Raw genomic sequence first — 14,654 nt, forward strand, 5'->3', positions numbered from 1 at the left:
AAATATCAGATTAAATAATATATTAACTAAGTTTGGAGGTGTGGTGAATGCCATTATTTTTAAAACCAGTATTACATGAGAAAATTTGGGGTGGCACAAAGTTGAAATCACTCGGTTATGATTTGCCGGCTGAAAATATTGGAGAAGCATGGGGGATTTCAGCACACCCAAATGGAAAATGTGAAGTGTTGAATGGGCCATACAAGGGGCAGACACTAGATATGGTATGGGAAAATCATCGAGAATTGTTTGGTGATTTCCCGAGCCAAGAGTTTCCATTAATGACAAAAATTGTAGATGCAAAAGAAGCATTATCAATCCATGTGCATCCTGATGACGCATACGCTTATGAAAATGAGAATGGACAATATGGTAAGTCAGAATGTTGGTATATCATAGATGCAGAAGAAGACGCAGAAATCATTTATGGTGTGAATGCAGATTCGAAAGATATTGCAGTGAATCAAATCAATGAAACTGACTATGCAAATTTATTTAATAAAGTTAAGGTTAAGCCGGGTGAATTTTATTTCATACCAGCAGGAACGGTTCATTCTATAGGTGCTGGTGTACTTGTCTATGAAACAATGCAATCTTCTGATGTCACTTATCGCGTATACGATTTTGGTCGAGAGGAAAAAGCGCATCATAGCAGAGGATTGGATCAAGCAAAAGCAAAGGATGTCATCGAAGTTACTCAAGAAAATATTAATATAGCTACGGATACTGAAATTATTGAAAATCACAAACGAATTCAACTAGTTTCAAATGACTTTTTTACAATGGTTAAGTGGGAAATATCTGGCACATTAAATTATATGAAACCGAGAGAATTTGTTTTAGTTTCTGTATTAAAAGGCAATGGACAAGTCATAGTTGATGGAGATATTTATGATGTAACACAAGGTCAAAATTTCATACTAACTTCAGACGATTTAGATACAATTTTTGAAGGGAATTATGAATTAATTATAAGTTATTTATAGAGAATAAAAACGGAGTGTTTTAAAATGTATAAGTATTTATATGTATCGTTAATTTGCGGCTTATTAGCTGGCGCAGGGATATTTTTAAAAATACCTATTTTCCCTTCATTTTTCTTACCCGTAATCATTGGTGCAATTGGTATAATTGCTACATTAATTACGATACCTAACAAAGAAATAAGTGGATTATTAAAACTTGGTGGTGTACTCATTAATTTAATGCCAATTATGGGTGCATTGACGATGGTTCAATAATCAATAAATTTAGTGTCTTTACTTTTGAAGTTAAAGATACTTTTTTTATAAGTAATAATCATTAGTTTTATTAATTAAATCAAATTCAGTTTGGACGAAATGGATATTAATAATTAAAATGAATCAGTTTTATAATTAAAAGATTATAAAATTTTCTTTAGCGATAAAATATTTATGGTAAAATAGAATTTAAATTGGAGGTGGGCTAAATGTCGAAATCTCGAGGTTTATTGATGACATTTATTATTGCGCTTATTGCAACCATTATGGGAAGCAAATTTCCAGTAATAGGAAGTGCAATCTTTGCCATTGTTATAGGTATTCTTTTAAATAACTTTATTGAAATTCCCAAAAAATATCGTGCCGGTATCCAATTTAGTAGTAAAAAAGTATTGCATTATAGTATTATTGTTCTCGGTTTTACGTTGAGCTTTCAATCTATAGGTTCAATTGGTTGGAAATCTCTGCCAATTATAATTATAACTTTATTAGCTGCATTTATAATCGTGTTTATTTTGATGAAAATATTTAAAATAAATGAAAATCTTAGCATCCTGATTGGGGTTGGGACATCTATCTGTGGTGGGTCTGCGATTGCTGCCACAAGCCCAGTTATCAAGGCTAAAGAAAACGAAGTAGCATTTGCTATTTCAACTATATTTTTATTCAACTTAATAGCAGTTTTTATATTCCCACCACTCGGTCATTTAATGAACATGGGTCAAACGGCTTTTGGATATTTTGGGGGTACGGCAATAAATGATACATCTAGTGTTATTGCTGCGACTTCTAATTACGGAAATAAAGCATTAGAAACTGGCGCAATTGTAAAATTAACACGGACGTTAATGATTATTCCAGTAGTATTATTTTTTACATATAGAACGATTCGTAAAGAAAAATCTAAACAAACAGGCACGTCGATCAAACAAATCTTTCCATGGTTTATAGTTTGGTTTATTATAGCCTCATTAATTAGTACAATTTTTAATTTTTCACCAACTGTTATTCATATATTTCAACAAATATCACTATTCTTAATAACGATGGCAATGGCAGGTATAGGATTAAATGTAGATTTCAGACAATTTAAACAAGCTGGTGCAAAGCCGATTTTATTAGGGCTAGTGACTTGGATAGTAGTAATCATAACAAGTTTGATATCAATGAAATTGATTAATTTATTGTAATCGTTGTTTGCGGATTAATTTTTAAATATAATGAGAAGATAGAATTTTTTATATGAGATAAGGAGTATCTAAATGGCAGAGGAAACAAATTATTTTTGGTTAAATTGCGGATATAATCGCTGGAATCATAACGAACCATTAGTGGGTCAAACAACATTATTTGAATCAGGTGCTCAATTTAATCCGTCACAAGGTTTCCGATCTTTTAAACAAGCTAAAGTAGGAGATAAAGTTGTATTTTATCAAGTACAGATGGATACTGGTTTACTAGGATTTGGTGAAATTACTAGCGTTCAAACAGGCGCACAGAATAAAATTCGTGTTCATTTTCAGTTGTTAGAACAATTGAAACCATTAACTGCTGATTACTTAAAAAGAAGTGAACAATTAGAATTTCGTATTACTAATATGAAAGAAACACTATTTAATCAAATTACAAAAGACGAATTTGACTTAATCGTGAGTTTGGGTAAAGGAGAAACGAAAATACCTAGATATTTCTTTATATCAGAGGAGCAAGAATTTGAACCCAATTCTTATAATACGTTGTTTACACACACATATAATGGTATTAAACGAAATGGATACCATTTTTATAGACAACTTGAAATTGGAGACCAACTCGTTTTTTATAATAAACATAGAGAACAATCAGTGATTGGTGTTGGTGAAGTAAGTCAACATTTACATGAAAAATCTCCAATCCCTGGTCGTACAAATAGTACAGCGATAGAGGTTTATTTTGAAAAAGAAATCGAGCCCGTAACATTAAGTACATTAAATAAACACCCAAAATTAAAAAACTTATATTATTTACAAGAAAATGCAAAACAAGCGATTGCGAGTATGTCACGTACACAATTTGATGCAATACTTGAAATGAGTGAAAACGATGGAATGAAATCTCAGTTTGAAGCAGTTAAAAGTCAAGATGTTATTGATAAAGCAGATGAGGATGTAAAACCATTTATTCTGTTAGTAGTTGATAAAGGCGAAGGTCTAAAAGCTGCAGAAAACTTGCTACAAAAGACAAATGCTAATCCAGTAATTACAGCAGGGCATCCAGATTTTACAGAGGATATGTTATATGGTAAATATTTACCAAATGAGGCGGGTGCTTTGTATTATAGAGAGGGTTTCATTACTAATCTTATGCCAAGAAATGATAAAAGTTATCTGGTTATAGATAATTTTAATCGTATAGATCCAGACATTTTTCAAACTTATATTAATGTTTTAGAAGGCTATGAAATGACATTACCAAGATATAATAGAGATGGAAGTATGGTTAAATGGTCCAGAAAGAAAGATTCATTTTATCATTTTAATCCCAATTGGCATATCGTTGGCATTACGTATGATAGCATAAATGATATAAAACAAAAATATACTGAACAGTTTTTAAAATATGCAAGAATTGTTAAGGTAAATCAAGATTAAAATCACAGTTTAAAAATAGTGAATAAGCGTCTGGGACATCATTGGTTCGTCCTGGGCGTTTTTATATTATCTGTAGAAGACTAAAGCTCAATTCAGGTAAAGTTTAATACTTTTTCTATTCTAGTCATCATTACTGTGGTGAGGTGACGAAATATTTTAAATAAAATGAGATTTCTGCCCAATTTTGTATGTGAAATAAATACTTAAGGATACCTAATAATATATTTCATATAATGATTTATTTTTATCATTTTAGGATATAATAGAACTGTGAATAAATAATTTATATTTTATGGTTACAAATCATAAAAGGAGATGAAGGCATGCCAATAATTTATTACGATGGTAACTGCGTATACTGTTATAATTACGCAATTTGGCTTATTCAAAATGGGTTGTCTAGACGTTACCAATTTGCAAAACTTCAAGGGTCTACAGCTCAAAATATGTTTGAAAATTATCCAGAAACAAAACAACACGATAGTGTTATTTTGCAAGAAGGAGACCAATTTAAGTATAAATCAGATGCAATAGCATCATTGATTTCATCTTTAACAAATTATAAATGGATTGGCTTATTATTATATATAACCCCTAAATGGTTAAGAGATTTTGGTTATCAACTTTTTGCAGATAATAGAAACAGAATGTGGAAAACGCATTGGCACAAACCTAATGATTATGAGCAATCATTTTTTATTGACTGAATGCATAGATGGAGGAAAAGAATATGGGAAACATAGTTGTGATTGGTAGCGCATCAATCGATTTAGTGGTAAAAACAGATATTTTACCTAATGTAGGTGAAACAGTAATGGGAGAATCATTTTTCACAAATCCTGGAGGTAAAGGTGCTAACCAAGCTGTTGCGGCTGCACACTTAAGCGACCATGTTTATATGATCGGGGCTGTAGGCGATGATGATAATGGACAGCAAATACTGTCAAATCTTAAAAAAAACAATGTAAATACAAAGTATATGGATATTATTGAAAATGAAGCGTCAGGAACTGCACATATAACGTTGTTTGAAGATGATAATCGAATTGTTGTAGTGCCGGCAGCAAATAATTATGTAACGCCAGATAAAGTAATTCCAAAACTAGAATTTTTTGCTGCTGGCGATATTATTGTAATGCAACATGAAATACCTGAAGAGACTATTAAAAAAGTAGTGGAATATGCACAAAATCATGAAATGAGGGTAATGTTAAATCCTGCACCATTTCGACCATTAGATAAAGAAATAATTGAGAAAGTTAATTGGTTGACGCCAAATGAATCAGAAAGTGAACTATTATTTGAAAATGAAGTTGATAAAGCTCTTATGATGTATCCTGAAAAATTAATCGTAACTAAAGGGGCTGCGGGTGCATTGTTTTACAGTGATTCTCAACAACTTGTTAAGGGATATAAAAAAGAAGTAGTTGATACTACAGGGGCTGGAGATACGTTTAATGGTGCGCTAGCAGTTGCTCTAATTGAAAATAAGTCATTAGAGGAAGCAGTTAATTTTGCCAATTTAGCTGCTAGTTTTTCAGTTACAGGATTAGGTGCTCAAGGTGCAATGCCATACAGAAAAGAACTAGATTAAATGACTTAATTCAGGGTATAATATAAGTGAGTGATTAAGCTGCATTCTAAATTATAATAATTATAATTTAATACTGATAAACACTTTACAGATTGTAATTATTATAATATAATAATTATTGTAATCGAAAATTGATTGTCGCTTAGTTACGACAAAAATTTAAAGGAGAGATTTTTGATATGTCAAAAAATAATGAAGAAGTTGTAAAAGTATTAAACCAACAAGTAGCAAACTGGACAGTTGCATTCACCAAATTACACAATTTTCATTGGTATGTAAAAGGACCAAATTTCTTCTCACTACACACAAAATTTGAAGAATTATATGATGAAGCAAGTCAATATATAGATGATTTAGCAGAGCGTATTTTAGCAGTAGACGGTAATCCAGTAGGTACATTAAAAGAAAGTTTAGAGTTATCAATTATAGATGAAGCAGGTAAAGGTTATACAGCAGAACAAATGGTTGAAGCATTATCAACAGATTTTGAAAATATTTCAAAACAATTAGAAGAAGCAATTGAAGTTGCTTCTAATGCCGAAGATGATGTAACTGAAGATATGTTTATCGGTATGCAAACCAATATTGATAAACATAATTGGATGTTAAAATCTTATTTAGGAAAATAATAGTTTATAGATAGACAAACAGTATTTATATTTAAAACAGTAAAAGACAGGAATCAAATTTTTTATTTGATTCCTGTCTTTTTTGTAATAGAGATAGAAATAAGAACTTACTTCATGTATGAACGCTATAAAATTTTATTCAGCAATTTCTAATGCAATTTCCATCATTTGAGTAAATGAGTTTTGACGTTCTTCTGCAGTAGTTGCTTCATCACGTAGAATATGGTCACTTACAGTGAAGACGCCTAAAGCCTTTTTATTAGCAAAAGTTGCATTTAAGTATAATGCAGCAGATTCCATTTCAATGCCTAAGATGCCCATACGTTGCCATTTTTCGTTAAATGTTGGATCGGCATTATAAAATGTGTCTGAAGAAAGAATATTACCAACATGCGTAGTAGCACCAATTTCATCCGCTTTTTGTTTTGCTTTTAACATTAAGTCAAAATCAGCTAAAGGCGCATAGTGACCTGGAATATTATATTGCTCTACATAACTCGAATTCGTAGAAGCACCTTGAGCAATAATGATGTCATATAGGTTAACGTTTTCCTGTAAAGCGCCACATGATCCAATTCGAATAATTGTGTCGACATTGAAAAAATTATATAGTTCGTATGAATAAATACCAATACTTGGAATACCCATTCCAGAACCCATAACAGAAACTTCTTTTCCTTTATAAGTGCCTGTATAACCAAACATGTTTCTAACTTCATTAAATTGTTTTACATCTTCTAAATAGTTATCAGCGATATATTTAGCTCTCAAGGGATCCCCAGGCATTAAAACAGTTTTAGCAATTTTAACTCCGTTAGGTTGAATATGTGGTGTAGATTTTGTCATAGACTTCTTCTCCTTTAAATTCTTTTATCAAAATAAAGATAACATTTGTTTATTATTTTTGCGAATTTTTGTAATATAGAGGTAAAGCACTTGTTGTGATGTTATTAATTTTTTAGAAAAGTAATGACTTTCAAGAATTAGAATAATTTCATACAGTTAATATATTAGGAGGAATTAGAATGAATTATGCAAAATATATAGATCACACTTTACTAAAACCGGAGTCTACTAGAGCACAAGTAGATAAAATTCTTGATGAGGCAACAGAATACCATTTTAAGTCAGTGTGTATTAACCCTACACATGTTAAATACGCAGCTGATAAATTACAAGATACTGACGTATTAGTATGTACAGTTATTGGTTTTCCATTAGGTGCTACAAATACTGAAGTGAAAGTGTTTGAAGTAGAAGATGCTATTAAAAATGGCGCATCAGAAGTAGATATGGTTATCAATATTGGTGCCTTAAAAGACGGACGTTATGATGAAGTCCAAAAAGATATTGAAGGCGTAGTAGCAGCAGCTAATGGTAAAACGGTAAAAGTAATTATTGAAACTTGCCTTTTAACTGATGATGAAAAAGTAAAAGCTTGCGAACTCAGTAAAGCAGCAGGTGCTGACTTTGTGAAAACATCAACTGGATTTGCTGGTGGTGGTGCCACACCTGAGGATGTTAAATTAATGAAAGATACAGTCGGAGATGCATTAGAAGTTAAAGCTTCAGGTGGTGTCAGAAACTTAGAAGATTTCAATAAAATGCTAGAAGCTGGTGCTACTCGAATTGGCGCTAGTGCAGGTGTACAGATCATCCAAGGATTAGAAAGTAATTCAGATTATTAATCACTATCTTTAAGTTTAAAATGAGACATATAAAGACATAAATGTCTAACAGGGGAGGCCAACTCAAATGAGAATGGTAGATATTATTGAAAAGAAACGTGATGGTCAAGCTTTAACAAATGAAGAAATAGAATTCTTTATTAATGCTTATACCAGTGGTGAAATACCAGATTATCAAGCTTCGAGTTTAGCGATGGCAATTTTTTTCCAGGATATGAATGATCAAGAAAGAGCAGCACTTACAATGGCAATGGTTAATTCTGGTGACGTGATTGATTTATCAGCGATTAATGGGATAAAAGTTGATAAACATTCTACAGGTGGTGTTGGAGATACAACTACACTAGTATTAGCTCCATTAGTAGCTTCTGTTGGTGTTCCTGTGGCTAAGATGAGTGGTAGAGGATTAGGTCATACTGGCGGCACAATTGATAAATTAGAATCAGTTGAAGGGTTTCACGTTGAAATTAGTGAAGATAAATTTGTTGAACTTGTAAATGAAGCAAAAGTAGCTGTAATAGGACAAACTGGGAATTTAACACCGGCAGACAAAAAACTTTATGGCTTACGTGATGTGACTGGAACAGTTAATTCAATACCACTGATTGCATCTTCTATTATGAGTAAAAAAATTGCCGCTGGCGCTGATGCTATTGTATTGGATGTCAAAACAGGCAATGGTGCCTTTATGAAAACAATCGAAGATGCTGAAGCACTTGCACATGCGATGGTTAGTATTGGTAATAATGTTGGCCGAAACACGATGGCGATTATTTCAGACATGAGTCAACCATTAGGTAATGCAATAGGTAATGCCTTAGAAGTTAAAGAGGCGATTGAAACACTGAAAGGTCAAGGTCCAAAAGATTTAACTGAGTTAGTTATGACTTTAGGTTCGCAAATGGTAGTGGTTGGCGGCAAAGCTAAAGATTTAGAGGAAGCCCAAGCATTATTAGAAAAAGCAATTGAAGATGGTTCAGCATTGGAAAGTTTCCGTACATTTTTAGAAAATCAAGACGGTGATGGCTCAGTAGTTGATGATGTTAGTAAACTACCACAAGCGCGTTTTCAAATTGATTTACTTTCGCAAAAATCTGGTACAGTAACCGAAATTATTGCCAATGAAATCGGTGTTGCATCTATGATGTTAGGGGCAGGTAGACAAACTAAAGAAGATGATATTGATTTAAGTGTTGGCATTGTCCTTCACAAAAAAGTAGGAGATTCAGTTGATGAAGGCGAAGCTTTATTAACGATTCATAGTAACCGTGAGCAAATTAATGATGTTAAGGAAAAATTAAATCAAAGCATTACGATAAGTTCACACGGCGAAGTTCCTACGTTGATTCATAAAATAATTACTGAATAGGAGATGGAATGATGACTATACCATTTAAAAGGGTACATTTAATTGTCATGGATTCAGTGGGTATAGGCGAAGGGCCTGATGCAAAAGCATTTAATGATGAAGGCAGTCACACTTTGAAGCATACGCTTGAAGGTTTTGATAAATCATTACCTAATTTACAAAGGTTAGGTCTAGGTAATATCGCTGCATTACCTAATGTCGAAAAAGTGTCTAAACCAGAAGCGTTTTATACTAAGATGAGTGAAGCTTCTGTAGGTAAGGATACGATGACGGGCCATTGGGAAATTATGGGCTTAAATATTATGCAACCTTTTAAAGTTTATCCTGATGGATTTCCACAAGAATTAATCAGTGAAATTGAAACGATGACAGGTCGAAAAGTAGTTGCAAACAGACCAGCTTCTGGTACACAAATTATTGATGAGTGGGGAGAGCATCAGATGAAAACTGGAGACCTGATTGTCTATACATCAGCAGATCCAGTACTTCAAATTGCGGCACATGAAGATATTATTCCACTCGAAGAATTGTATGATATTTGTGAAAAAGTAAGAGAACTAACTAAAGATCCAAAATATTTAATTGGTCGAATCATTGCACGACCATATGTAGGTGAACCAGGTGCTTTTACAAGAACTTCTAATCGACATGATTATGCGTTAAAACCATTTGGACGAACAGTGATGAATGAGTTGAAAGAGAATCAATTTGATGTGATTGCATTAGGAAAAATCAATGACATTTATGATGGTGAAGGTGTTACTGAAGCAATTCGAACAAAAAGCAATATGGATGGCATGGATAAGCTCATAGAAACTGTACAACGTGAATTTAAGGGGTTAAGTTTCTTGAATTTAGTGGATTTTGACGCTCTGTATGGACATCGACGTGATAAAAATGGATATGCTGAGGCATTGAAAGATTTTGATGAGCGTTTACCAGAACTTATCAAACATCTTAAAGATGACGACTTAGTAATCATTACTGCAGACCACGGCAATGATCCTACGGCACCGGGGACAGATCATACAAGAGAATACATCCCAGTCCTAATGTTTAGTCCTAAAATAAAAGATTACCATGAACTATCTACGGACAATACTTTTAGTTCTATAGGTGCTACAATTGCGGATAATTTTGACGTTACATTACCAGAATTTGGTCGAAGCTATTTAAAAGAAATGAGTGTCGATAAATGAAGCGGTTATTAAGCTTGATTTTAGGCTGTTGCTTCATGATTATTGGTGTCTTACATTTTAAACATGAGTCACGTTTTAGAAAAATTGTACCTGAATATTTACCACTTAGAAAATCTGCGGTTATTATTTCGGGTGTAGTCGAAATAATTTTTGGCTTGCTTTTAATAGTTAATAGACCTGGCCAATGTCTCAAGAAAATGATTAATATGTTTTTATTAGCAGTATTGCCTGCAAATATTTATATGGCAAGAAAAAAATTGCCACTAGGCGATAAACAACTACCGAATAGTTTGTTATACAGTCGAATCCCACTACAATTTGTCTTAATAAAAATCGTGAACAAACTATAAAGTGAACAATCAATAGTTGCGTGACTGGATATACATTATAAAGCGCCATGGTTAGAATGCTCTGATTATAGACTAAACGCCAATTTCTATTAAATTAATATAGAAATTGGCGTTTTCTATGTTTTATATATCATAGTTAAGGTGTAAACTTGAAAAAACAAAACTTAAACGATAACATCATTTCTTTTAAAAATAAAGTTTTATAGCTGAGTCGAAACATGCGGACAGCCAAGGTAACCTTATAATTTGAGCGGTTGCATGTTCAAACTTTACAAAAATATATTTCTGATAAACATAAACGTATAAAAATGAAAAAAATATAAAAAATACCATTTTTCAATTTTGTTTTAATTATCATTAGCGCATTGAGTTACTACTTTTTTATATTAAATGCCATTAAAACAAAGAAATAAAGATTCAAATATGGACTTGTTTTTAAAGTGTTTTAATGTGAAATTACATATAAATACGTTGTATTTTGGCGAGACGCTTGAGGGAACGGAACAATCTGAAAACGACAGGCTGAAGTCGTCCTCTTAAGCAAGCGAGCCAACAATAATACGCCGCAGTATTGAATAATAAAGAAGCACGCAGATGTATTAATTAAATCATCTGCGTGCTATTTTTCTAGGTTTTATGTCTCAGATTCTTGTGTATTTTGACATTAGATGATAACGATTCAAATCAAGCAATCTTTTTAAATAAATTAGAATATTGTCAGTGCTTATTCAAAAATAGTTACTTATATTTTGAATTTGATTTTTGTATCTTATTTTACAACGGTAATAAGATATTATTTGCCTTCGCCATAAATATCATGCCATTGATTCTTTTTATCTAAAAATGCTTGTGCAATTTCTTTGGCACCTTCTAATGAATGGCTAGCAGCCCAACCACATTGTACTTCATTACATGCTGGAACTTCTGTAGCAGATAATACATCTTGAAGTGTTTGTTCAATTATACTTAACACATCATCATAATCACTATGATTGATAAAAGATACGTAAAAACCAGTTTGACAACCCATTGGACTTATATCAACAACTTTATCTGAATGATTTCTAATATTTTCAGCCATTAAATGTTCAAGTGAGTGCAAACCAGGCATTTCCATATGTTCTTTGTTTGGTTGTTTAAAACGAATGTCATATTTATGGATAACATCTCCATTAGCACCTTCCATTTTACCTGCAAGTCGAACAAATGGTGCTACTACTTTGGTATGATCTAAATTAAAACTTTCAACGTTCATTTTTGGCATGTGATGTCCTCCTAAAATAATAATTATCATAATTGTAACAAGACGTAACGCTATTTACAATTTCTATAAATTTTAGAAAACACAACTAAATATCATTTTTTAAAATTTCAGAAAAATAATGACAGAATTAATCAAAACGGATAGAATAAGTAATAATAAAAATGTATTTTGCACATTTAGTATTAAATATGCTTTATTTATAAGTTTTATAATACGTGTAAAATGTTGTAGTACAAGGGAGTTGTATTGAAAATGACACATGAACAAATCATATTAGATTATATAGAAAATGAAAAATTAACATACATAGAATTGAGTCACCTTATTCATCAAAGACCTGAATTAGGTAATGAAGAAATATTTGCTTCAAGAACGTTAATTGAAGATTTAGAGAAGCATGGGTTTGATGTTGAAACAAATATTGCAGGTTATGCTACAGGCTTTATTGCGCGTTATGATTCAGACATCGATGGACCAACTATTGGTTTTTTAGCAGAATATGATGCTTTACCAGGCTTAGGACATGCTTGTGGACACAATATTATAGGTACGGCAAGTACATTTGCTGGTATAGCTTTGAAGCAAGTGATTGAACAAACGGGTGGAAAAGTAGTAATACTTGGTTGTCCAGCCGAAGAGGGTGGTGTCAATGGTAGCGCAAAAGCTGCTTACGTTAAAGAAGGTATTGTAGATGAAATGGATGTTGCTTTAATGGTACATCCCGGAAATGAAACTTACAAAACAATTAACACATTAGCGGTAGATGTTTTAGACATTAAATTTTATGGTAAAAGTACACATGCGTCTGAGAATGCTGAAGAAGCAAGAAATGCTTTAGATGCAATGATTACATATTTTAATGGCGTGGCTCAGCTAAGACAGCATATCAAAAAAAGTCAAAAGGTTCATGGTATTATATTAGATGGTGGAAAAGCTGCTAATATTATCCCAGACTACACACATGCGCGCTTTTATACACGTGCAACATCTCGTAAAGAATTGGATATTTTAACTGATAGAGTAGGGCAAATTGCAAAAGGAGCCGCGATTCAAACGGGATGTGACTATGAATTTGGTCCCATACAAAATGGTGTTAATGAATTTATTAAAACGCCCAAATTAGATGATTTATTTGCAAAATATGCTACGAAAATGGGAGAGGCAGTGATAGATGATGATTTTGGTTTTGGCTCGACAGATACGGGTAATGTAAGTCACGTTGTACCAACGATTCATCCTCATATTAAAATAGGTTCTAGAAATTTAGTGGGACATACACATCGTTTTCGAGAGGCGGCAGGAAGTGCCCATGGAGATCAAGCTTTAATAAGAGGTGCTAAAATCCTTGCATTAATGGGATTAGAATTAATAGAAAATCAAGCAGAACTTAATGAAATAGTTGAACAGCACCAATATATAAAGGGGAACAAAAAATGAAAAAACTAAGTACTCAACACCCTAAATTAACACTTAGTGATTTATACAATGATGATGTCGTATATACTTCTAGACCATCTTATATTTCCAATCCATGGTTAGAACCAGAGGAACATCAATCTAATTTTTTGACTGGTAGGGAATTGATTATAGCTGATCAAATGCCTGTTATTGTGCATCAAGCAAGTGTCACAAAGAAATTGGAAAGGTTATTGGAATTGATTGGCAAACCAATGCCGACCAATATCTATACTTTTTATGATCAAACTTCGTACGAAAAAACAATAAAAAAACTTGCCAAACAAGACAATAAACGCATTTATTTTCAATATATTCATAGTGAATCTATTTTAGAAAAAGAATATTACGCAATGGATAAAGATATTTTTGTTGCATTAAATAATAAAGCACGCATTCCAGAATGGACGAATCAAAAATATTTACCTGCACGTGAAGTGGTAAAAGTAGAAGCGTTTGAAGATGCGATTACAAACTGGACGTTTCCTTTTGTCTTGAAGCCTGGTGATGACTTACCAACTGCAGGCGGTTATGGCGTGATGATATGTTATGACGATGAGGACTTGATTAAAGCAAAATCACGTATTGAACAAGCAAAAGATGAGACTGACACAATTATTATCGAACAAAAAATTCAGGAAATAGCTAATTATTGCGTGCAATTTGCATGTGAAAAAGAAGGGGATATTCACTATATAGGTACATCAGAGCAAATTACAGACAAATATGGACATTATAGTGGTAATCAAAATGTACATGATGTGCCTGAATCAGTCATTCAAGCAGGCAAAGAAATCATGGAAATAGGTGTGTCGAAAGGTTATTTTGGCATTGCGGGTTTTGATTTACTTATAGATGAGCACGGTGATATATTTGCGATTGATTTAAATTTTAGACAAAATGGCTCAACAAGCATGCTTTTATTAGATCCATTAATTCAGTCTGGATATCAAAAGTTTTATAGTTATATTGCACCTCATGATAATGAACATTTCTTCCAAACAATTATAAAATATGTTCGTAAGGGTTGCTTGTTTCCGCTATCATATTATGATGGTGATTGGTATAATAATGAAAACGTTCCTTCAAGATTTGCATGTATTTGGCATGGACAATCTCAAGAACAAGTGGATAAACTAGAACAACAATTTTTAAAAGAATTAAAAATATAATCAGTAATATAGGAAAAATTCAGTTAATAGGATTTGTTAACTTAGTTTATTGTTTAGATATAT

The 14,654-nt window shown here is 32.5% G+C and carries 15 protein-coding genes; 13 read left to right on the forward strand and 2 right to left on the reverse strand.

The window, feature by feature from the left end; genetic code table 11:
* The first annotated feature begins 47 nt into the window (after positions 1-47).
* From KA814_RS08590 to KA814_RS08620, 7 genes are all read left to right on the forward strand, one after another.
* The gene (locus KA814_RS08590) at positions 48-986 is read left to right on the forward strand and encodes a type I phosphomannose isomerase catalytic subunit (RefSeq protein WP_046207725.1); all 939 of its coding nucleotides are present in this window, start codon (positions 48-50) and stop codon (positions 984-986) included.
* 24 nt (positions 987-1,010) lie between these two features.
* Positions 1,011-1,241 carry a hypothetical protein gene (locus KA814_RS08595; RefSeq protein ID WP_046207726.1) on the forward strand — a complete coding sequence of 77 codons (231 nt, stop codon included), beginning with the start codon at positions 1,011-1,013 and terminating at the stop codon, positions 1,239-1,241.
* Between the two features lie 209 nt (positions 1,242-1,450).
* Positions 1,451-2,431, forward strand: a complete 981-nt coding sequence (locus KA814_RS08600) for a YeiH family protein (RefSeq protein ID WP_046207727.1) — start codon at positions 1,451-1,453, stop codon at positions 2,429-2,431.
* A 72-nt stretch (positions 2,432-2,503) separates the two neighbouring features.
* The gene (locus KA814_RS08605) at positions 2,504-3,871 is read left to right on the forward strand and encodes an EVE domain-containing protein (RefSeq protein ID WP_046207728.1); all 1,368 of its coding nucleotides are present in this window, start codon (positions 2,504-2,506) and stop codon (positions 3,869-3,871) included.
* A gap of 323 nt (positions 3,872-4,194) precedes the next feature.
* Positions 4,195-4,578 carry a thiol-disulfide oxidoreductase DCC family protein gene (locus KA814_RS08610; protein ID WP_064209829.1) on the forward strand — a complete coding sequence of 128 codons (384 nt, stop codon included), beginning with the start codon at positions 4,195-4,197 and terminating at the stop codon, positions 4,576-4,578.
* 23 nt (positions 4,579-4,601) lie between these two features.
* Complete coding sequence (gene rbsK, locus KA814_RS08615; RefSeq protein WP_064209830.1) at positions 4,602-5,465, forward strand: ribokinase; 864 nt, start codon at positions 4,602-4,604, stop codon at positions 5,463-5,465.
* A 179-nt stretch (positions 5,466-5,644) separates the two neighbouring features.
* Entirely contained in the window at positions 5,645-6,094 is a 450-nt protein-coding gene (locus KA814_RS08620; RefSeq protein WP_046207731.1) for a Dps family protein, read from the forward strand.
* A 135-nt stretch (positions 6,095-6,229) separates the two neighbouring features.
* Here the strand turns inward: KA814_RS08620 and deoD are convergent, their stop codons facing one another.
* Positions 6,230-6,940 (reverse strand): purine-nucleoside phosphorylase, encoded by a 711-nt coding sequence (gene deoD / locus KA814_RS08625; protein ID WP_046207732.1) that lies wholly within the window; start codon positions 6,938-6,940, stop codon positions 6,230-6,232.
* Between the two features lie 179 nt (positions 6,941-7,119).
* Between deoD and deoC the strand changes: the two genes are divergently transcribed.
* From deoC to KA814_RS08645, 4 genes are all read left to right on the forward strand, one after another.
* Positions 7,120-7,782: a deoxyribose-phosphate aldolase gene (gene deoC, locus KA814_RS08630; protein ID WP_046207733.1), complete on the forward strand. Its 663-nt coding sequence runs from the start codon at positions 7,120-7,122 to the stop codon at positions 7,780-7,782.
* Between the two features lie 67 nt (positions 7,783-7,849).
* Positions 7,850-9,151, forward strand: coding sequence for a pyrimidine-nucleoside phosphorylase (locus tag KA814_RS08635; protein WP_064209831.1), 1,302 nt, complete (start codon positions 7,850-7,852; stop codon positions 9,149-9,151).
* Positions 9,152-9,162: 11 nt separating this feature from the next.
* Complete coding sequence (deoB, locus tag KA814_RS08640) at positions 9,163-10,350, forward strand: phosphopentomutase (protein ID WP_064209832.1); 1,188 nt, start codon at positions 9,163-9,165, stop codon at positions 10,348-10,350.
* Positions 10,347-10,700 carry a DoxX family protein gene (locus KA814_RS08645; RefSeq protein ID WP_064209833.1) on the forward strand — a complete coding sequence of 118 codons (354 nt, stop codon included), beginning with the start codon at positions 10,347-10,349 and terminating at the stop codon, positions 10,698-10,700. The genes deoB and KA814_RS08645 overlap by 4 nt, the downstream gene beginning before the upstream one ends.
* Before the next feature lie 793 nt (positions 10,701-11,493).
* Here KA814_RS08645 and KA814_RS08650 read toward each other — a convergent pair.
* Positions 11,494-11,964: an S-ribosylhomocysteine lyase gene (locus tag KA814_RS08650; protein ID WP_046207737.1), complete on the reverse strand. Its 471-nt coding sequence runs from the start codon at positions 11,962-11,964 to the stop codon at positions 11,494-11,496.
* A gap of 252 nt (positions 11,965-12,216) precedes the next feature.
* On the opposite strand from KA814_RS08650, the gene KA814_RS08655 reads away from it, so the two are divergent.
* Both KA814_RS08655 and ldmS read left to right on the forward strand, forming a co-directional pair.
* Positions 12,217-13,401, forward strand: coding sequence for a M20 family metallopeptidase (locus tag KA814_RS08655; RefSeq protein WP_064209834.1), 1,185 nt, complete (start codon positions 12,217-12,219; stop codon positions 13,399-13,401).
* Complete coding sequence (ldmS, locus tag KA814_RS08660) at positions 13,398-14,591, forward strand: L-aspartate--L-methionine ligase LdmS (protein WP_064209835.1); 1,194 nt, start codon at positions 13,398-13,400, stop codon at positions 14,589-14,591. Before KA814_RS08655 ends, ldmS begins: the two co-directional genes overlap by 4 nt.
* The last annotated feature ends 63 nt before the right edge of the window (positions 14,592-14,654 follow it).

The sequence above is a fragment of the Staphylococcus sp. GDY8P196P genome (genome assembly GCF_017891705.1).
GTDB classification, from domain to species: Bacteria; Bacillota; Bacilli; order Staphylococcales; family Staphylococcaceae; genus Staphylococcus; species Staphylococcus ureilyticus.